The 20,349-nt window shown below is 35.6% G+C and carries 15 protein-coding genes; 7 read left to right on the forward strand and 8 right to left on the reverse strand.

Annotated features, from left to right (window positions below):
• Positions 1-233 precede the first annotated feature (233 nt).
• From EOD40_RS02750 to EOD40_RS02760, 3 genes are all read left to right on the forward strand, one after another.
• The gene (locus EOD40_RS02750) at positions 234-1,448 is read left to right on the forward strand and encodes an MFS transporter (protein WP_128193359.1); all 1,215 of its coding nucleotides are present in this window, start codon (positions 234-236) and stop codon (positions 1,446-1,448) included.
• 391 nt (positions 1,449-1,839) lie between these two features.
• Positions 1,840-4,677 carry a TonB-dependent receptor gene (locus EOD40_RS02755; protein ID WP_128193360.1) on the forward strand — a complete coding sequence of 946 codons (2,838 nt, stop codon included), beginning with the start codon at positions 1,840-1,842 and terminating at the stop codon, positions 4,675-4,677.
• Positions 4,678-4,725: 48 nt separating this feature from the next.
• Positions 4,726-6,045 (forward strand): DUF5689 domain-containing protein, encoded by a 1,320-nt coding sequence (locus EOD40_RS02760; protein WP_231129566.1) that lies wholly within the window; start codon positions 4,726-4,728, stop codon positions 6,043-6,045.
• On the opposite strand, the gene EOD40_RS02765 is transcribed toward EOD40_RS02760, so the two are convergent.
• A complete protein-coding gene (locus EOD40_RS02765; RefSeq protein WP_128193362.1) occupies positions 6,042-7,160 on the reverse strand; it encodes a hypothetical protein in 1,119 nt (372 codons plus the stop codon). The two genes, EOD40_RS02760 and EOD40_RS02765, sit on opposite strands and share 4 nt — an antisense overlap.
• Positions 7,161-7,224: 64 nt before the next feature.
• Entirely contained in the window at positions 7,225-12,696 is a 5,472-nt protein-coding gene (locus tag EOD40_RS02770; protein ID WP_128193363.1) for a rhamnogalacturonan lyase family protein, read from the reverse strand.
• Positions 12,697-12,989: 293 nt separating this feature from the next.
• Between EOD40_RS02770 and EOD40_RS02775 the strand changes: the two genes are divergently transcribed.
• The 4 genes from EOD40_RS02775 to EOD40_RS02790 all read left to right on the forward strand — a co-directional run bounded on the left by EOD40_RS02775 (position 12,990) and on the right by EOD40_RS02790 (position 16,121).
• Complete coding sequence (locus EOD40_RS02775; protein ID WP_128193364.1) at positions 12,990-13,469, forward strand: FKBP-type peptidyl-prolyl cis-trans isomerase; 480 nt, start codon at positions 12,990-12,992, stop codon at positions 13,467-13,469.
• Between the two features lie 98 nt (positions 13,470-13,567).
• Entirely contained in the window at positions 13,568-14,800 is a 1,233-nt protein-coding gene (gene hflX, locus EOD40_RS02780) for a GTPase HflX (RefSeq protein WP_128193365.1), read from the forward strand.
• 306 nt (positions 14,801-15,106) lie between these two features.
• On the forward strand, positions 15,107-15,637 hold the full coding sequence (locus EOD40_RS02785; protein WP_128193366.1) for a hypothetical protein: 531 nt from the start codon (positions 15,107-15,109) through the stop codon (positions 15,635-15,637).
• 94 nt (positions 15,638-15,731) lie between these two features.
• A complete protein-coding gene (locus EOD40_RS02790) occupies positions 15,732-16,121 on the forward strand; it encodes a group I truncated hemoglobin (protein ID WP_128193367.1) in 390 nt (129 codons plus the stop codon).
• Positions 16,122-16,249: 128 nt separating this feature from the next.
• On the opposite strand, the gene EOD40_RS02795 is transcribed toward EOD40_RS02790, so the two are convergent.
• The 6 genes from EOD40_RS02795 to EOD40_RS02820 all read right to left on the reverse strand — a co-directional run bounded on the left by EOD40_RS02795 (position 16,250) and on the right by EOD40_RS02820 (position 20,217).
• The gene (locus tag EOD40_RS02795; protein ID WP_128193368.1) at positions 16,250-17,101 is read right to left on the reverse strand and encodes a DUF3078 domain-containing protein; all 852 of its coding nucleotides are present in this window, start codon (positions 17,099-17,101) and stop codon (positions 16,250-16,252) included.
• Between the two features lie 78 nt (positions 17,102-17,179).
• Positions 17,180-17,692, reverse strand: a complete 513-nt coding sequence (locus EOD40_RS02800) for a DUF2480 family protein (RefSeq protein ID WP_128193369.1) — start codon at positions 17,690-17,692, stop codon at positions 17,180-17,182.
• A 76-nt stretch (positions 17,693-17,768) separates the two neighbouring features.
• On the reverse strand, positions 17,769-18,092 hold the full coding sequence (locus EOD40_RS02805) for an SUF system Fe-S cluster assembly protein (RefSeq protein WP_071184273.1): 324 nt from the start codon (positions 18,090-18,092) through the stop codon (positions 17,769-17,771).
• 54 nt (positions 18,093-18,146) lie between these two features.
• Entirely contained in the window at positions 18,147-18,566 is a 420-nt protein-coding gene (locus tag EOD40_RS02810; RefSeq protein ID WP_128193370.1) for a SufE family protein, read from the reverse strand.
• The gene (locus tag EOD40_RS02815) at positions 18,556-18,993 is read right to left on the reverse strand and encodes a hypothetical protein (protein WP_128193371.1); all 438 of its coding nucleotides are present in this window, start codon (positions 18,991-18,993) and stop codon (positions 18,556-18,558) included. Before EOD40_RS02815 ends, EOD40_RS02810 begins: the two co-directional genes overlap by 11 nt.
• A gap of 9 nt (positions 18,994-19,002) precedes the next feature.
• Positions 19,003-20,217 carry an aminotransferase class V-fold PLP-dependent enzyme gene (locus tag EOD40_RS02820; protein ID WP_128193372.1) on the reverse strand — a complete coding sequence of 405 codons (1,215 nt, stop codon included), beginning with the start codon at positions 20,215-20,217 and terminating at the stop codon, positions 19,003-19,005.
• Positions 20,218-20,349 lie beyond the last annotated feature (132 nt).

Below are 20,349 nucleotides of genomic sequence, written 5' to 3' on the forward strand. Positions count from 1 at the left end.
ATATTCGAAAACAATTAATAACCGCAGATTCGCAGATTAAATAAATCTGTGAATCTGCGGTTATTTTTTTATTAAATCTGTCAAAATCTGTTTTATCTGTGTTCCATTATAAAGCCTTTATTTCATAAACTTATAAACGATAACGATGTATTATGGGCTATTAAAACCAAATTAGTAAGTGCCAAAATTCCTTTTCGTATTTTTGCATCTTCAATCCCTAAAATACAAAGCCTTTGTTACGATTAAATTTTATAGGAAGCTTTAGAGCACAAGGAAAGATTAAAAAGAGTTTTAGAAACGCAAAACTTTCTTATTTGAATAGAGTACGTTTTGCCGTGGCTTCTTTTTATTTCGGAATGGGTTTGTGTTTTGCTACCTGGGCGAGTAGAATTCCGGATATCAGAGTAGCACTTCATCTTAGTGATGCTGATTTAGGATCTATTTTATTTGCACTTCCGGTAGGACAATTGACCATGATGGCATTTTCAGGAAAATTAGTCACGCGTTACGGAAGCCATCGTTTAGTGGTTTTGTCGTTGAGTATGTATGCTTTTTGTTTGACCAATTTAGGTTTGGCAACCAATGCCTGGCAATTGGCTTTAGGATTGTACTTTTTTGGAATATTCGGAAACATGAATAATATAGCCGTAAATACTCAAGGCGTTTATACCGAACAACTTTTCAAAAGAACCATCATGGCTTCTTTTCACGGGGTGTGGAGTTTCGCCGGTTTTACAGGAGCTTTAGTAGGATTAGGAATGTTAGCTTTAAATTTAACACCTTACCATCATTTTATTGTTGTTGGGATAATTACACTATTGCTTATTGCTTTCAATTATAAATTTTTGGTTAAAGCCAAAGAGAAAAGAAAAATTGTCGAGAAGAAAAAGCTGTTTTCAAAACCAGATATGTCCTTAGTTTGGCTTGGAATTATTGGTTTTGGTTCGATGGCCAGTGAAGGAATTATGTTTGACTGGAGCGGACTTTATTTTAAAGATATCGTTCAGGCGCCGGGTCCACTTATTATTTTGGGTTATACTTCTTTTATGATTATGATGGCTACCGGACGTTTTTTAGGTGATGGCATGATTAATAAATTTGGTAGAAAAATGGTGCTGCAAACAGGAGGTGTTTTAATTTCAACCGGACTTTTTACAGCGGTATTTTTTCCTTATCTGATACCTTCAATGCTTGGTTTTATGTTGGTAGGGCTTGGGGTTTCGACTATTGTCCCTACGCTTTACAGCATTGCTGGAAAACATCCAACTATTCCTCCCGGTGAAGCACTAACGGCTGTATCCAGTGTGAGTTTTCTTGGGTTTTTAATGGGGCCGCCCGTAATTGGGTACATCGCCGAATTGTTTGGTCTCCGATTTTCATTTGCTTTTATTGGAATATTTGGGATTCTTATTGCCTTTTTAGTACCAAGAATTAAAGTGATTCAGTAATTTTATTAGGAGCTATTTCCCGCTATTCGCAGTATCTTTTATCTCGTTTTTAAAAACGAAATAAAAGGATACTTGCTGCTATCGGGGCTAGTGATTAGAAATAAAACAATAAAAAATCTACAAAAAAATCTAAGCAAATAATTTTTTTCTTATTTTTAAATAGTCAAAAGTGCTAGCTGACTTTGTTAAGTTGTTTAATACCACTGCTTTTGATATTGCTTGAATCGGTTTCGATTTTTGCTTAGTTTCCAAAAAACAACAATCCATACTTATTGAAATATTCCTTTTTGGGAATGTTTTTTTATGCTTAGAAATCAGATTTTTCAAGTTGTATGATAACGTGATGTTCTTTTTTTCAACAAAGGATATTTACGGTTAATTTTTTTGGCTTATGAAATATTTTCTTGTTGTACTTTTCGGTATGGTGCCAATGAATTGCATCTTGGCACAAAATCAAGCTCGAATTTCAGCCAGGGTTTTAGATGCCAAAACGCTAAAACCACTAGTTGCTGCTGTGGTTTCTATTCAGAATACCAATTTTACGAAGCTTACTAATTCTGATGGAATTGTTGTTTTTGAATCCATTCCGGCAGCTGATTATTTAGTGCTTTTTCACAGTCAGGGCTACAAAGATGCTTTGTTTCCGGTAAGTTTGAAAAATACTTTAGTAATAGATTTAGGAACTATTTTGCTGGAATTAGATCAGGTTGCTGACCAACAGGCAGCCGTAATCCAACTTTTTGAAGACGATTTAACCGATGACAACAGCAGTTCCGAAAATACTTCGGGATTATTGCAATCTTCCAGAGATGCTTTTCAGCAAGCTGCCGCTTTCAATTGGGGACAAGCCCGTTTTAGAATCCGTGGTTTGGATAGTGAAAATGCCAGTACGATGATTAACGGCGTCATCATGAACAAATTATATGACGGCAGACCCAATTGGAACAACTGGGGCGGACTCAATGATGCTACACGAAATCAGGAATTTTCCATAGGAACCACTCCTTCGGATTATACTTTTGGAGGGATTCTTGGGACTCAGGAAATTAATACGCGAGCCTCTATTTATCGAAAAGGAAGTCGAATCACATTTTCAGTAACCAATACTAATTATACTGGTCGTATCATGGCGACTTATGCTTCGGGAATGAGCAATTTGGGTTGGGCTTACGTTATTTCGGCAGGAAAACGCTATGCTCAGGAAGGCTATTTTGAAGGCACTACTTATGATGCGAATTCTCTTTTTCTAAGTATCGAAAAGAAATTAAACGACCAGCATTCGATTAATATTACGGGATTTTATACACCAAACGAACGCGGGAAAAATTCGCCTAATACTACTGAAGTGACTCATTTAACCAGTGAAATTTATAATTCTTATTGGGGTTATCAAAATGGAGAAAAGAGAAATGCCCGTGTAAAAACCGTTGAAGAACCTATCCTAATGCTGAATCATTATTTTAAAATAAACGATCATACTAATCTGAATTCGGCAGTGTTGTATCAGTTTGGGAAAATAGGAAACAGTACTATTGATTATCAAAATGCTAATAGTCCTGATCCAACCTATTTTAGAAAATTGCCGAGTTATTACAGTTCGATGTACGCTGCTGATAATGGAGAATTCTCAGGAGAATTTACTCCTGATTATGATAACGCTGAAAAAAACAGACTGGCATTTTTGGCAAATCCTCAAATCGATTGGGAAGTTATGTATCGGGCGAATCAGAATCCTGTAGTAGATGCCAATTCGAATATCATTGGTTATGAAGCTGCTCAAAGTCATTATGTATTGTATGAAGATAGGAATGATGATCAAACAATTGGTGTCAATTCTAACTTTAATTCTCAGATTTCTGAAAATTTGATTGTGAATTCTGGAATTTCCTTTCGCGATTTGAAATCGCATAATTATCAAAAGTTGTTGGATTTATTGGGAGGTGCTTTTTTTGAAGACATTGATGGATTTTACAGTGGTACTCAGGCGCAATCCGATTTAAACAATCCAAATCGCCAAGTCAAGGTGGGCGATGCTTATGGTTACAATTACAGGCTCTCGGCAGCAGTTTTAGAAGCTTTCACCCAGTTTAAATTTTCATATAATAAAATCGATTTTTATCTGGCACAATCTTTTTCCAGAACTAATTATCAACGAAATGGTTTGTATAAAAACGGAATTTATCCGACGATTTCTTTTGGCAAAAGCCAAAAATTGAACTTTGAGAATTTCGGTTTCAAAGGCGGAATGATTTTTAAAATTTCGGGAAGACAATCCTTGAATTTGAATGCAGCTCATTTGACTAAGGCACCTAATTTGAGAAATAGTTTTTCGAATGCTCGATTGAACAATACCATAGTTGATGGTTTGCAAAGTGAAACGCTCAACAGTCTTGATGCGACTTATGTTTTTCGTACTCCAAAACTCCAAACAAGGTTGACAGCCTATTATTCGAAGATTAAAGATGCTACTAAAATCAGCTTTTTTTATGCCGAAGGAATTTTTGATAATGAAGCAGGTTATACCAATACCAATGCTTTTGTGAGTCAGACTTTAACGCATTTGGATAAGAAGAATATAGGAGCCGAATTCAGTTTTGAATACCAAATAAATCCAACTCTCAAAACGAGTTTTTCAGCAGCTTATGGAAAATTTACTTTTGACAGCAATCCGAATGTAAGCATCAATAATGATGCGGTGGCTTCAATAGAAAATACCAATCCGTCCTTTGATTTTGGCACCGCACTTTTAAAAAATTACAAACAGGCGGGAATGCCGCAACAGGCGTATAGTTTGGGTTTGGAATATCGCGATCCAAAATATTGGTGGCTAGGAACGAATGTCAATTATTTGGCAGAGAATTATATTGATGTTTCGCCCATTTCCAGAACCAATCGATTTTATATTAATCCTGCCAGCGGATTTCCTTTTCCGGAAGCTACTGAAGAAAGAGCAGCCGAATTATTAAAACAGGAAAAGTTTGATCCCATGATTTTACTCAATTTAATTGGCGGGAAATCCTGGCGATTCAAAAACAAAACTTTCGGACTTTTTACGAGCATTAATAATCTGCTTGACTGTAAATACAAAACAGGTGGCTATGAGCAAGCCCGGAATGCTAATTTCAGGCAACTTAATCAGGATGTTTCCAGCGGAACGCCTTCCTTTGGGAACAAATATTTTTATGGTTATGGCAGGACTTTTTTTGTGAATCTCTATTTCAGTTTCTAATTTAAAATTTTAGCTGTTATGAAAAACTATACTTTTCAATTTTTTTTAATGATAATATCCTTCGTTGTTTTTGGAGCTTGTGCCAATAATGAAACGGAGATTCCGAAACTCATTTGTAATCAGCCTGATATTGCGGTGAACAAAACAGTAGCTGAAATTAAGAAAACTGCAGCCGAAATTGTCGCTCAATATCCTTATGATGATGTGATAGAAGCCTATGTGGTTTCGAGTGATGAAAATGGTAATTTTTTTAAAAGCATTTCGTTTCAAACCCTGGCTACAGCTACAACTCCTTCGGTTGGGTTTAGTGTTCCCATAGATGCCACAAATTTGTATGTTGATTATCGGGTGGGGAATAAAGTCTATGTAAAATTGAAAAATCAGTATACCGATTTGTATTATGGTGGTTTACGAATTGGTGCTTTGTATGTAAATGCTTTTAATCAGGGCGGAGTAGGGCGACTTTCGCAAAATGATTATAAAAAGGTTTTGAATGCTTCCTGTACCAATGTAAAAGAAGAGCAATTGGTTCGGTCGATTGGTTTAGGCGAAATTAACGATAGTCATTTAAATACGCTGATTGAATTGTCGAATGTGCAGTTTACAGAACCAGCCATCGGACGTCATTATTATGAAGAAGCGAATGATGTGGGCGGAGCGACAAATTGGAATTTGGTTGACAAAAACGGCAATCAGATGATTTTTAGAACCAGTAGTTTTGCCGATTTTTCAAAAAGTATGGTGCCTAATGGAAGTGGAAAAGTGCGAGGAGTACTGACTAAATACGACACCGATTATCAGTTGGTTTCCAGAAAAGAAACTGATGTTAGTATGATAGGAAAACGAAATATTCCTTTTTTTGTTGAAGATTTTCAAACGGTTTCTGATGGGACAAATTTGAGTTTGCCTGGCTGGAGTAATATTATTGAAGCGGGAGCAATTGTTTGGAAAGGCGGAATTTCTTCGGGTAACGGTTATGCCGAATTTGCGATAACGGGAACTAAGGTAGCGTCGAATATTGTATGGCTGATTTCGCCAAAAATCGATATGAATACGCATACTAATGAGAGTCTTTCGTTTAGAACTGCCCAGGATCATCTGGATGTGGATTCGCCGTTAAATACACTCGAAGTTTATATCTCCACTAATTTTGACGGACTGCATATTAATACAGCAAGCTGGACTCGGGTTTCGGCGAAGATTCCGACTCAGGCTACGCCCTGGAATGAGTTTATAGGTTCAGGAGCTATTGATTTGTCAATTTATACAGGGAAGATAAATATTGCTTTTAAATACATCGGTTCAGGAAAAGACCTGGCTTTAGACGGTACTTTTCAAATAGACGATGTGCAAATTTATGGGGATTAGTGCAGTTGGTATTTTTTTTCAAGAAAAGATGCTAGTTTTTCATAAGGGATGATTGCCCAGTCCATTAAACTGCAATTAGCTGAATTAGAAAAACTAAACTGAATCCCTTTTTCGGTAAGAATAAAATTAGGAATAGCCCAGGTAGTTTCTTTATTTAAATTACAATCGCTGGTTTGCATTTGTTGTGGGTAAAGTTCGTTTAATATCGAAAAGACCTTAGGAGCAAAAACTTTTTTTCGATATTCATAAGTTTGTGAAACATCATTTGCTTCTGGTTTGGGATTTTTTTCATCAAACCAAACTATGCTTTCTAAATCTATTTGTTGACCATTTTGGAGCTTTAAGCAAAGCAGTTGCTGTACTTTTACGGGATTTTGTGTTTTAAAAGTTGTATTTGAAATAATTTTGAAACTGATTAAATTTTCGTTTAGATACAGTATTTCCGATTCAATGTTTAAGCCGTTTCTGTTTGGGTTAAAACGATAATAGTCCTGAATAAGAGATAATTGTAAGGTCTCCAAAACATTATTTATACTGTCACAACTTGTTTTTTTATTTTCATTGTGTAATCTAAAAAAAGCAATTCCGGATTGCTTTTCTAAGTACCAGTCCAGAGTAAAATTTTTAGAAACTTTCTCGGTTTTTGTTTTGGTTAAATCTACTATAGAAATTTTATAAGCATCATAAAGATCTAATTCTTTAGATTGGGAATAGGAATAATATTTTGAATCAGGATTAGCAAATATAGGATTGAGAATAAGATCTATTTTTTTATTGGAACCTTCGCGCCAAAATCCTTTCCAAATCCCGTTTTTATCTTCCTTGATGACTAAATTTATTTCCGCATTTTGATTGTCAATTGAATTGAATTGCCAGGCATTTCCAATAAGATTTCCCTCCAGATAGTGATCTATTTTATCGTCTTCAAAATAGTAATTCATATAACGAACAGTAGATTCGTCGTAGCACTTAATTTTTATGATAATAGATTTATCTTCTATTTTACCTTTTAGATAGAGCATTTTGTCAACATGAGCCAGTAATTCACCAGATTTTGTGAATGAAGACACAAAAAAAGCGATGATAAAAACTAAGATAGGAGATATGTTTTTCATTATTTTTATTAAAAAAGCGGCTCGTAAACTTATATTACGAGCCGCCTGATTGCTAAATTAATAATTAATTTTGAAGTATCAAATTTTGTGTATTCACACCATCGATACCGCTTACTTTTATTAAGTATACTCCAGATGCTTTTCCGATGATATTAAAAGAAAAGGATTGGGTTCCTTCTGATAATACAACATCACGTTGTTCTACAATTTGCCCATTTAAAGTTACAATATTTATTGTCGCTTTTCCTGTTTTCAAACTGTTGATCTCTATTGTGAATTCGCCCGAAGTAGGATTAGGATAAACCTTCATTCCGGTTTCAGTTGTGCTGTTTTCATTAAGAATAGCCGATTTTGCTACTTTACTATATGTTCCGCAAGTCCCTATATTATCACCATGATTCAGATGTGATTGAACAGCTGATGAAGCTACGCAAATGGAAGTTCCATTGTGACAAATCATCACCTTATCTTTGTTGTTGCCACAGCTTACATCTATTACGTTAATAGCTGTTGAAGTGGTTACAGTACAACCTTGAGCATCAGTAACAACTACGCTGTAAGTTCCTGCTGTACTTGCATTAATAGAAGATGTTGTTTCTCCTGTGTTCCATTTGAAACCAAATGCGCCTGAACCACCATTAGGTTTTGCTGTCAGTTTTAATGACGACGGTCCGTAGCCAATGTATAAGGTATTCTTGTTATCGGTAGTTTGGTTTAATGCATAAACATCATTAATTGTTACAGAAACTGGAGCGTTAACAGTAACAGTGTTACTAATCGTTGATTGATTGTTATGAATGTCCGAAACTGTCCATGTAATTGTAGAAACACCTACATTAAAGTTTCCGCTTGCATCATTGCCATTACCGTTTCTTGAAGTAGCTCCGCTTATGGTGTAGCTAATAGAACTAATACCACAATTGTCCGTAGCGGATAATGTTGGAATGCTATAAGTACTTCCGTTATAGCAGAATGATTGTGACAATGGTTCAGTAATTGAAGGTTTCTGCGAATCTGTTACAACTACTTTTTGAGTTGCTGTTTGACTGTTACCAGCTGTATCTTTAGTTGTCCAGCTAACAGTTGTAGTTCCTATAGGGAAAATGCCAGGTGCATCATTTGTTGTTTCAACTGTATTAGTATCGCTTGTTGATGCAGTACCTAAAGCCACGTTTGTTGCTTGACAACTTCCATTATCGGCATTGATGCTAAGATCAGCCGGAGCAGTGATAGCCGGAATTGTACGATCATAAGTAATACGATTGCTTGTATTTGCAACACCAGAACCTGTGTTACCAGCAGCATCACTAAAGTTAATTGTATGGTCAACTAAACCTTCAGTATCCGTATTTGTCAATTGGTAAGTTGCACTGTATTTATTACTTCCAAGATCGGTTGCTGTAACAGCATGTCCGGCAATTGTTACCGTTGGAGTTTCAATTTCTTCTGATGTGGCAAAGTTCAAAGTAACAATATCTCCTTCTTTTGCGTAAGCAGGATTACTATTATTAGACGATAATATAGCCGATGACAATGTTGGTGCTGTGCGGTCGAATACAATTGTTTTTGCATCAGTAGCAACACTAACTGGGATTCCAGTGTTTCCTACTTCGTCTTTGAATTGGATAGCAAACGGAATTGTACCTTCAGTATCCGTATTTGTCAATTGGTAAGTAGCACTAAATTTATTGCTTCCAAGATTAGTTGTTGTAACAGCATGTCCTGCAATTGTTGCTTCTAAATTAGTTATGATTTCAGAAGCTTCAAAGTTTAATGTAACTGTGTCTCCTTCTTTTGCAAAAACAGGATTAGCATTGTTTGAGCTAATAGTTGCAATAGTTAGCGTTGGATTTGTATGGTCGAAGGTATAGATTTCACCATTTGTAAAGCCTTCTGCCAAAGCATTGTTTGCTCCATCAACAATTCCGGTACCGCTGTTATTTACATCTAAGCGAAGTGTACCATCGCCACTAATGTTGTTTACAGTTACATCAAATGAAGCATTAGTAACAGGACTTACTGATGCAATAGTTCCAGCTACGTTTCCAGTTGTATTTAATGCAAAATCAGCAACATCAACTCCGCTCACATCTTCAGAAAAAGTAACACGATAAGTAACAGTTGTTGCATTGTTTTTTGCAGATCCCGGTGTAAGTCTGTTGATAGTTGTAACTTTTGGAGCAACAACGTCAACCACTGCAATTTTTGCTGTAGGGATATTGTTCACATCCATGTCATACCCAATATAATAACTTGTATTAGGAGGTTGGTTGTAAGCTGAATTCTGCCAGGCAACTGCTGTACGATATTGTGGATCGTGCATCAATGTTGGGATACGATAGGTAGTAGGTGTGTCTGTCGTAAAAATTACAAGTTCTGTATTGTCTGATTTACGGAATATTATTTCTTCTCTCCAGTCACCTAAAATATCTGCCTGTAAGCAAGGATTCTTCTTGGTACTGTTGTTAGATGAAACAGGATAAGCCTGATAAATAGTAAACAAACGACCTTGTGCTTTTGTGGTAGGATTCCATTTGTCCATGACGTTACCATCTAATAATTCACGACCCAAATCGCCATCCCACCAAATTCCAAAATTGTAAGTTGGTTTGTTGGCACTGATAGCATTTCCTTTTACATCATAAGTACTATCACCTGAAGAACCCCACATTTCATAACCTTTAAAATAAGGATCAATGTCGGCAGCCATAGAACGACCTACGTCGCCAGTAGTTGGAATTCCCCAATTAGTTTGTCCGGTTTTGGCATCATACTGTCTTAAACCCAAACCATCATAAGAACCTGGAGATTCCAGATTAATCCAGATTTCCTGCCCAGGACGGTCTAAATCCATATCGGTCATGTGTAAGGCATCTCCATGTCCCATTCCATAAGTCCAAAGTGGTTTTCCGTCATCGTTTATGGCACTTGAACCATTGATGATTTCGTCTTTGCCATCTCCGTCAACGTCACCTATTGTCATTTGATGATTACCCTGACCTGAATAAGAATTGTATTCTGGATGAGTAGGGTCTTTACTGTCGAATTTCCATAGCATAGTAAGCTGTCCATTTCTCCAATTATAGGCTGCACGTGTTAATCTATTGTAATAACCACGACCCACAATTAAGCTTGGTCTGGCACCATCAAGATAGGCAACAGCCGATACAAAACGATCCTGACGGTTTCCATAAGTATCTCCCCAGTCAGCGGTGTTGTCGCGGGCAGGTTGATAAGTTATAGTTGACATAGCGGCACCAGTTAATCCGTTAAAAACCGTTAGGAATTCAGGACCTTGTTGTACCCAACCAGCAGAATTACGATAGTCAACTGAAGCATTACCAATTACAGTTCCTGCGCCGTCAACGGTACCGTCGGCAGTTTTTAAAATCATTTCGGCTTTTCCGTCTCCGTCAAAGTCGTATACCATGAACTGGTTGTAATGCGGTCCGGCGTTTACGTTGATTCCTAAGTCAATACGCCAAAGTCTTGTTCCGTCCAGCCTGTAGCAATCGAAAATTTGTTTTCCGCTATAACCACCGGCATTGTCATTCACAATGGTAGGATCCCATTTTAAAATAATTTCATAAGTACCATCTCCATCTACATCACCTACCGAAGCATCGTTAGCTGTATAGGTATAGCTTTGTCCATCAGGTAAAGTACCTCCAGCCGGCATCTGAATAGGAATAGATAATTTGTTATTACGAGCACTATTAAAAGTGTTCAAAGCCCATACTGTTGTTGGAGCAGTTTGTTCACTTTCAACTCCGTTTATAATTGTAGTAATACTATAATTATTGTTTGGAGTAGTAGTGGCATCTGTGTAATTAGTAGAGGTAGTGATAGGAGACGCATTAACTTTTACTCCGTTGCGATAAACGTTAAATGCAATGTTTGAAGGGTCATTACCCAGTAAACGCCAACTTAGAAATACTGAACTACTCGTTTTTTGTATGGCTACAAGACCTCTTGTTAGGAATTCTACCTGTTTAGGAGTTGTAACTACAGCATCGGGCACTTGTAAAGTACTTATTCTTACTGTATTTCCATAAGATGTACCAGCGCTATTAATTGCATAAGCCCTAGCATAATAAAAAGTTCCCGGAGTAAGTCCGCTAAGAGTTACAGAAAAAGAACCCGAGCCTGTAGTAGTAGCTACAACTTTGGCATCTGCGGTAGTAGGACTTGAATTGGAGTTATTATAAACAACCCCTCTTTGGGTTATTGCTGCTCCTCCATCTGAAGTGATATTACCTCCGGCTACAGCTGTTGTAGTGCTTATATTAGTTACATTGTTAGTAGTAAGTTCAGCAGGCGGCGGTGGTGGAGTGTACATCCTGGCGACAGGAGTCGTTACAGCACTAGAATTTGCTTTGGTATAAACTACATAAGGGTAAGGAGCATTTCCTATGGCAATTGAAGGCCAGCCTGTAGGTTCGTCAATACCTCTGAGAACAGTAGGATCTTTTAACTCAGTCCATGTTGTGCTGCCTGCTGCGAGAAAACGAACTCGGGTTGGAAATACGTTTGTAGTAGCGGTATAATCAATAAAAGAACAATATATATTGCCTGCATTATCATTGATTAAGCTAATATTAGGAGAGTCTCTGTTGGCAAGAGTAGTTGCAGTTCCCCAGGTATTGGTTGATTTGTTGTATAAAATAGCGGTTGCTCTATTAGTATTACCAGTATTGAAATAGGCAATACAAAGCGTATTAGCATCTTTAATTGCAATGTTTGTATGGCGGCCTGACATAGGCGTTGGAATAGTAACTGCAGTCCAGGCAGTACCATTGTATCCATAAAGTGCAACTGTACCTGTAGTGGAGTTAGCCGCAGCTAAGCTTAAGTAAGTTAACCAGGGTTTGTCATTTGCATCAATTGCTAAGCCAACTGATGCACCAAATCCTCCCGGAACGGCACCAGAACCAACAGTTTCCCATGAGGTTCCATTGAATTTTTTAACATAAGGTAGCATCCCTGACTCACTAAAAGCAATGTAAGGAGTGTTGAATGAATCAAATGCTATAGAACAACGTTGTGTTGAACTATATTGGCTTACGACACTCATACCGTTAGCGTTTCCTGTAGAAACATACAGGTTAGCGTTGTCTTCGTTCAAAGCATTCCAGGTTCCTGTAACATAATCATACTTTTTTAAGGCTAATTTAGAACCTGCCGAAAGATCGATGTAAGTAACGAACAGTTCGCCAATTGAGTTAGCGTAAATTTTAGTATAAGAAGCACTAGTAGCAAGGTTTGCACCGACTTGCTCCCAAGTTCCGTCGGTTAAACGTCTTTTTACTTTTGGTACTCCACTTTCTGTAAACGCAACATAAGGGATAAAATTAGAACCAATTTTTACCACCGCAATGCTGGTGTAAGAGGAACTAACTGAAGAGATCGCTTGTTCATTGCCTAGTATCGTCCATTGCTGGGCAAAGGACGACAGACAATTGAACAGAAAAAAACACATCGACAAGCTGATTGTAAGGTACAGTCGATGATAAGAAAAAGTAGTTTTTCTATTCATAAATGGTTTTGGTTATTGGTTAATAGTCAGGGGTAAATTTAATTAGGCAAGTGTAAATCAGTATCCTGTAGTATCTTGTACTGTGCTGAAATTAATACAGGTCAGTTGTGTTTGCTGTAAGAAAATAAGCTGTATTGAATTTGCCTATTTTGGGTTTAAGGATTCGTTATTTAAGGGGAGGCTTGGTTTTTATGCAAATTTGGCTAATGATGTTTTTTTTTCTTAGGACAGATAATTTTTTAAAATAAAAGCTTGATTTTACTATATTTGGCTTCTTTAAAAAATAATTTACCATGAAAAATTTATTATCGGCACTATTGATTATGACTCTTTTTATTTCTTGTAAAAAAGAAAATAAAATCAATAGCAGCGAAGCGCCAAGCGAGATTCCGTATGTTACTAAAAATGAGAAGCAAGTTGAAGAGTACGTTGCTAAAAAAGGATTAAAAGGAACTAAAAGCGAGTCAGGTTTATATTATGTAATCAATAATCCTGGAACGGGAAAGCAAGCCACTCCTGCTTCTAATGTAACTGTTGCTTACAAAGGTTATTTTATGGATGGAAAAGTATTTGATCAAAGTGACGAAAAAGGAATTTCTTTTGGTTTAAGTCAAGTGGTTAAAGGCTGGACAGAAGGAATTTCATACTTAAAAGAAGGTGGTAGTGCTTTACTTGTTATTCCTGCTAAGTTAGGATATGGAGGAAATGATTATGGAAGTATTCCTGGTGGTTCTGTACTGATTTTTGAGGTGAAATTGATTTCGGTAAACTAAAATTTTCTTTTGTCATTTATAGTCTAAGCTGATTGTTTAGGTATTATAAATCACATTTCTATTCAGCAAATCATTAAATTTGCAGCTTATTATATGATATGTTAGAAAAAGAAGTAATAAATTTTGAAAAAACAGCCATCGTTGGTATTGTTACTCAAAGTCAGAGTGAAGAAAAACTCACGGAGTATCTTGACGAATTAGAGTTTTTAACTTTTACGGCAGGTGGCCAGGTGGTGAAACGTTTTTCACAAAAAATGGATAAACCCAATCCTAAAACTTTTCTAGGAACCGGGAAAATAGACGAGATTCATCATTATGTAAAAGAAAACGGAATTTCGACTATTATATTTGATGACGAATTAACGCCTTCACAACAAAAAAATATTTCCAAAATTATTGATTGTAAAATTTTGGATAGAACCAATTTGATCCTGGATATTTTTGCCCAAAGAGCTGAAACTTCTTATGCAAGAACCCAGGTTGAACTTGCGCAATGTATTTATTTATTACCCCGTCTTTCAGGATTGTGGACACACCTTGAGCGACAAAAAGGGGGAATCGGGATGCGTGGTCCCGGAGAAACTGAGATTGAGACCGACCGTCGTATTGTGCGTGACCGAATTTCGTTATTGAGAGAAAAAATTAAAACTATCGATAAACAGATGGGCGTGCAACGAAGCAATCGTGGGGCTATGGTTCGTGTGGCTTTAGTGGGTTATACCAATGTTGGAAAATCAACTTTGATGAATGCTATTGGGAAAAGTGATGTTTTTGTCGAAAATAAACTTTTTGCTACGCTGGATACTACTGTTAGAAAAGTGGTTATTAAGAATTTGCCGTTCTTGCTTTCGGATACTGTAGGTTTTATTCGAAAATTACCAACACAATTGGTTGATTCGTTCAAAAGTACGCTTGATGAGGTTCGTGAAGCCGATTTGTTGTTACATGTGGTTGATATTTCGCATCCTGATTTTGAAGATCACATTGCTTCGGTGAATCAAATTTTATTAGACATCAAAGCGGGTGATAAACCGGTAATTATGGTCTTTAATAAAATTGATGCTTACAGACATCTGACCATTGACGAAGATGATTTAATGACCGAAAAAACCACCAAACATTATACACTTGAAGAGTGGAAATCGACCTGGATGAGTCGTGTAGGCGAGCAAAATGCTTTGTTTATTTCGGCTACCAATAAAGAAAATTTCGAAGAATTTAGAGAAAGAGTTTATGAAGCTGTACGTCAAATTCATATTACTCGTTTTCCATACAATAAATTCCTGTATCCTGATTACAAGGATGCGATTGAAAAAGAAGAAAAAGAATAGTTTTTTCAAACTATAAAGTACACTAAATCCCTTTTGAGTTTTCAGGAGGGATTTTTTATTGTTCATTTTTAACGTTTAAAAGTATTTGTATATCTGTTTTATTTTGAAAAAATTAACTATAATGCTTGAAAAAATTAACTAAATTTAATCGTTTTAAGACATTCGTAACTTCTTCAAATCAACAATAAACAAAGGTGTTAAATTATTGGTATTAAATATTTTAAACATATAATAAACCTACAATCGGTATAAAATATTATACATATAAAATTGCAGAAATTTATTATTAATTTAAAACTGAATATCATGAAATCACTAATTATTATTTTGTTGTTTTTTGGTTTTGCCTACACTTCTTACTCACAGGATGAACCCCTTAAGGAAGATGGGAATCTAGAGATAAATAAGTTACCTGAAATCGTAATAAGTAAGGCTGAAAAAGATTTTTCGACTTATATTCACGATAATAATCCTGACGGAAGTGTTAGAAAAATTCAAGAAAAATTTGTTGCTTATCAAGTTGGGAAAGATTACGAAGGATTTGAAGAATATCTTTTAGTTATGAAATTAAAAAAAGGTTCTTTAGCAGCCACTTATAACGAAAAAGGAAAATTAACTCATGTAGTTGAGAACTATAGAGATGTAATACCTCCTTACAGAGTGATGCTTTCTGTTCATAAAGCCTTTCCTCAATGGAGAATCATAAGTGATAAATTGTTATATAAGCAATCAAATGGAAATATTACTGAAAATCACTATAGTTTAAGAATTAAAAAAGATAAAGAAATTAAAAAGCTTCTAGTGCGTCCGGATGGCGAAATTATCAAAGTATTTTAATCGTCTATTATCAAATAAAGTCTCTATAAAAGAATTGTAACAATAGAAAAATCTTAATTTCCAATTGTACTGTTTAACTAAAACATAAATTAAAATGGAAGCAAATCAAAATTCGAAAAGTCTTTATGAAAGACTAGGAGGCCATAAAGGTATTGAGGCCATCGTAGATGATATAGTAGAACTGCATATGTCTAATCCGGCTGTAAAGGCCAGATTTTTACCTTTGAAGGATGATCCTCAACATTTCGCTGAAGTCAGACAACACCTGATTAATTTTTTAGCAGCTGGAAGCGGAGGTCCCGAAGAGTATGCCGGAAAAGATATGACTACTGCCCATAAAGGAATGAACATTAGTCAGGGTGAATATATGAATGCAGTAGACGATATTATGAAAGCACTGGATAAACATAATATTGATGAGCAAACAAAAAAAGATGTACTGTTTATTGCTTATTCACTAAAAGGATCTATGGTGCATGTATAATCTAATAGTTTTACGCATGATTAGTCTTTTTGAAAACTCTTAAATATTGGGTAATAATGATGCAGGAAATAACATAAAAAAATCCTTTTAAAATTTCAAAAGGAGTTTTTTATGAGATTAGATTAAAACTAGAAAAGGTAGTTGATACCCAATCCAAAAACTTCTTTTACCTGAACGGCTTTTATAGAGTTGTCATCGTAAATGGTTTGCAAAGCAATGTTTGCCGATAGGTATTTGTTGATTTTCATTACCACATTCATTTGGTAATCGATATCAACATTTTGTGGATCTTCTAAATAGTTCGAATATAAATTCAATCGGTTTTCGATGCTAACATTGGTAACAGCAACTAATTTGTAATAGGCGGAAATGCTGGCTCCAAATTCAAAACGGCTATTGTCTCCTTGTAAAACTCCAAAAGAAGGACCAAATTCGGTAAAATGTTTGTGAACCAGGATTAATTTTCCGGCAGCCGGAGCAAAATTGACACTTAAATTATTGTCTTTTTTCCATAAGAAACCAGGTCCAAATTGAAAATAAGCAGGAGAGAAAAAATGGGATATTTTTACATTGTTTCTGTCAAGACCAGTATCCATTTGAGATTTAAAGTTAAAATACATGGAATAGTACCAGTTTTTAGTCCCTGATTCTTTACCCCAAAGCGAATTTAATTCGATACGGTCATCAGTTTTAGCGGTTCTTTCGGCTCCTTTAATTTTGCTTAATCCATAGGCCAGAATAAATTTGTTGTCCCAGACCACACCTCCTTTTTTATAATTAAAGTCGTAGTTTAAACCAAAATTTCCGGCAACGTTTGAGGTACCGCCACCAAGCCATTGTTTGTTGTAAGTGGACTGACTTAGTAATAAAGACATATTGCCTTTTTTGGTCCATACTTTTGTTGTGTCTTTTATGGCTTCCTGGGCTTTTATCGAAAAAATAGAAAATGTAAATACGAATATTAGAAGTAGATTTTTCATATTTAAAGTAGTTTTTGAATAGTAAATATAAAAAAAATGCTACTTGTAAAGTAGCATTTGATTCAATAAATATAGCATTTAAGCTTTTTTAGGTGCTTTGTATAGCGGAACTGCTGAGCAGGCTTCTCCATACATAATACTTCTGGCAAATGGTTGTAAATGATGTGCCGCCAAAACATAAGCACGCATAGGTACCGGTTTTCGGGAACAGCCTTTAATAATCACCGATTTGTTTTCGTAAGCGGTATAATCTATTTTGGGAAGCAATTCTTCATATAAGGCTGCATCCAAATCTTCGATGTTTCCATTGATGATTTTTTTTGCAAAGGGAGCTAATTGTATCGCAACTAAGATGGAAGCCCAGGCTGGAACTATAGCATCGGTACTGCATTGAATAGCAACATAATGGTCTTGGTATTGCGACCAATCATGATTTTTTAAATCGTCTCTGAAATCTTTTTCTTTTAATAAAAAACCTTCCAGTAGCCACTGCGAAATGTCGATTTGCGTACGAATGCCCTTTGGATAGTAATCTTCTAAATCGAATACTTCCAAGGCACTATTAGCCACTTTGTTAATTATCTCTTCCATTTTAAAAGTTTATAGTTTTTAGTTTATAGTTTGAGGTTCAAAACAACAAACCGTAAACCAAAAACAAATTAACGGATTAAAGCATTCCTAATTCTAATTTAGCTTCTTCACTCATTAGATCTTTGCTCCAAGGCGGATCGAAAGTAATTTCTACTTCGGCACCTTTTACATGCTCAATCGATTTTATTTTTTCTTCTACTTCTCTAGGTAAACTCTCGGCTACCGGACAGTTTGGAGAAGTAAGTGTCATAAGGATTTTTACTTCGTAATCAGTATTTACCATTACATCATAAATCAATCCTAGTTCGTAAATATCTACAGGTATCTCAGGATCGTAAATGGTTTTTAACTTCTTTACAATCGCTTCTCCTAATTCGTTGGTGTCTATTTCTTGTTCCATTTTGTGTCTATTTTTGAACCATATAAGTCATATAAGTTCATTTGTGTTTTTGTTTTATCCTCTAGTATTGAATGCCAAAGCATACATTTTAATGTTCTTTATCATTGATACAAGACCATTTGCTCTTGTAGGCGATAAATGTTCTTTTAAGCCTATTTCGTCAATGAAACCCATGTCGGCATCAATGATGTCTTTTGGAGTTTGATTTGAAAAAACACGGATTAATATGGCAATTATTCCTTTGGTTAATATTGCATCGCTATCGGCGGTGAAGATTATTTTATCTTCGTTTTGTTCTCCTTGTAACCAAACTTTTGATTGACAACCTTTAATTAAATTTTCATCAACTTTGAATTCTTCTTTGATTAACGGAAGATTTTTTCCTAACTCTATGATGTATTCATAACGCTGCATCCAATCATCAAACATCGAGAATTCGTCAACAATTTCTTCTTGTATATCTTTAATTTTCATTGTTTTGTTTTGCAAATGAATTTATTTTAGTCACTATTTTTTTTATTTCAACAGGAGGAAAACCGTGATCAAAACTTTGTGATTCATAGCTTTTTCCTTTGTAATTTATTTTCAAATTGGCTATCGCCGCACCATCATAGAAACGTTTTTCAGTAGGCGATTTCAAATCTTTTATTTCTTCTAAATTTATTTCTTTAAAAAGGGCAATTAGTTCTTTCCAGTCAGCATTGGTGATTTTTGTTTGAACAGCTTTTCCTTTTCGGTCTTTTTTTATGCTTGCAATATGATTTTCGATTATTATTTCCTGATGGAATCCTCTAGAGTTAGCGGTGTAAATTAACTGAGCTGCTTCCAATTTTTTTTGTGCATCTCCTTCACAGCCTTTGCTTAGAAAAATGGTCAGGAATAATAACGATAGTAATTTCATATTTAAGTTTTAGGATAACATTAATTGGGCTTTTTTAACAGCATCAACTAAGGCATCAATTTCTTCTTTGGTGTTGTAAAACGAGAAAGAAGCTCTTATAGTTCCTGGGATTCCAAAGAAATTCATAATCGGTTGTGCACAATGGTGACCTGTTCGTACTGCGATTCCTAATTTATCAATAATACTACCAATATCATAAGGGTGAATTCCTTCGATATTAAATGAAATAACCGAAGTTTTTGCTTCGGAATTACCGTAAATGCGCAAACCTTCAATTTCTGATAAACGTTCGGTCGCGTAAGCTAATAATTCTAATTCTTGTTGTTGAATGTTTTCAAAACCTACTTCATTCAAGTAATCAATTGCTGTTCCTAGTACAATTCCTCCTGCAATATGTGGTGTTCCTGCTTCAAATTTATGAGGCAATTCGGCATAGGTTGTTTTTTCGAAACTAACTTCTTTAATCATTTCGCCACCACCCTGATAAGGAGGTAGTTTGTTTAGCCAGGCTTCTTTTCCATACAAGATTCCCGTTCCTGTTGGTCCACACATTTTATGTCCCGAAAAAGCATAAAAATCGCAATCCAAAGCCCGAACATCGGGTTTTAAATGCGGTACCGATTGGGCTCCGTCAATCAGGATTGCAGCACCAACTTCGTGCGCTTTATCAATCATGTATTTGATTGGGTTGATAGTCCCCAAAGCGTTTGAGATATGATTTACGGTGACAATTTTGGTTTTGTCTGAAAGCAATTTATCATATTCAGCCATAACCAATTCTCCTTTTTCATTCATCGGAATGACTTTTAGAGTAGCTCCGGTTTTCTCGCATAACATTTGCCAAGGCACAATATTACTATGGTGCTCTAAATGCGAAACAATCACTTCGTCACCAGGTTTTAAAATCGAAGCAAAACCATTGGCAACCAAATTGATTCCAAAAGTAGTTCCTGAAGTAAAAAGTACTTCATGAGCGTGTTTGGCATTGATGTGATTTTGAATTTTGCCACGAGCAATCTCGTAAGCATCAGTTGCTAATTGACTCAGGGTATGTACACCACGGTGAATATTGGCATTAATTTCCTGGTAATATTTTGAAATGGCATCTATAACCACCTGAGGTTTTTGCGAAGTAGCTCCGTTATCGAAATATACTAATGGTTTTCCGTTTACTTTTTGTTGTAAGATGGGAAAATCAGCTCTTATCTTTTGAATGTCTAACATAATTATTTAGAAAAAATCTTAATACAAAAGTACTAAAACTAAAATTGTTTTTTGCTGCAATTATTTGTTTTGATTGATTGTAGTATCAGTTTAATTTATGAGAAAGAAATTAACGATTTTTTTTTATCGTTT

It is taken from the genome of Flavobacterium sufflavum, from assembly GCF_004016525.1.
GTDB classification, from domain to species: Bacteria; Bacteroidota; Bacteroidia; order Flavobacteriales; family Flavobacteriaceae; genus Flavobacterium; species Flavobacterium sufflavum.

Excerpts from the sequence above, each read along its gene's own strand:
- EOD40_RS02800 (WP_128193369.1), bottom strand. The coding sequence starts at position 17,692 with ATGGAAGAGATAATTAACAAAGTGGCTAATAGTGCCTTGGAAGTATTC.
- EOD40_RS02785 (WP_128193366.1), top strand. The coding sequence starts at position 15,107 with ATGAAATCACTAATTATTATTTTGTTGTTTTTTGGTTTTGCCTACACT.
- EOD40_RS02790 (WP_128193367.1), top strand. The coding sequence starts at position 15,732 with ATGGAAGCAAATCAAAATTCGAAAAGTCTTTATGAAAGACTAGGAGGC.
- EOD40_RS02765 (WP_128193362.1), bottom strand. The coding sequence starts at position 7,160 with ATGAAAAACATATCTCCTATCTTAGTTTTTATCATCGCTTTTTTTGTG.
- hflX (WP_128193365.1), top strand. The coding sequence starts at position 13,568 with ATGTTAGAAAAAGAAGTAATAAATTTTGAAAAAACAGCCATCGTTGGT.
- EOD40_RS02795 (WP_128193368.1), bottom strand. The coding sequence starts at position 17,101 with ATGAAAAATCTACTTCTAATATTCGTATTTACATTTTCTATTTTTTCG.
- EOD40_RS02775 (WP_128193364.1), top strand. The coding sequence starts at position 12,990 with ATGAAAAATTTATTATCGGCACTATTGATTATGACTCTTTTTATTTCT.
- EOD40_RS02770 (WP_128193363.1), bottom strand. The coding sequence starts at position 12,696 with ATGAATAGAAAAACTACTTTTTCTTATCATCGACTGTACCTTACAATC.
- EOD40_RS02760 (WP_231129566.1), top strand. The coding sequence starts at position 4,726 with ATGATAATATCCTTCGTTGTTTTTGGAGCTTGTGCCAATAATGAAACG.
- EOD40_RS02755 (WP_128193360.1), top strand. The coding sequence starts at position 1,840 with ATGAAATATTTTCTTGTTGTACTTTTCGGTATGGTGCCAATGAATTGC.
- EOD40_RS02820 (WP_128193372.1), bottom strand. The coding sequence starts at position 20,217 with ATGTTAGACATTCAAAAGATAAGAGCTGATTTTCCCATCTTACAACAA.
- EOD40_RS02810 (WP_128193370.1), bottom strand. The coding sequence starts at position 18,566 with ATGAAAATTAAAGATATACAAGAAGAAATTGTTGACGAATTCTCGATG.
- EOD40_RS02805 (WP_071184273.1), bottom strand. The coding sequence starts at position 18,092 with ATGGAACAAGAAATAGACACCAACGAATTAGGAGAAGCGATTGTAAAG.
- EOD40_RS02815 (WP_128193371.1), bottom strand. The coding sequence starts at position 18,993 with ATGAAATTACTATCGTTATTATTCCTGACCATTTTTCTAAGCAAAGGC.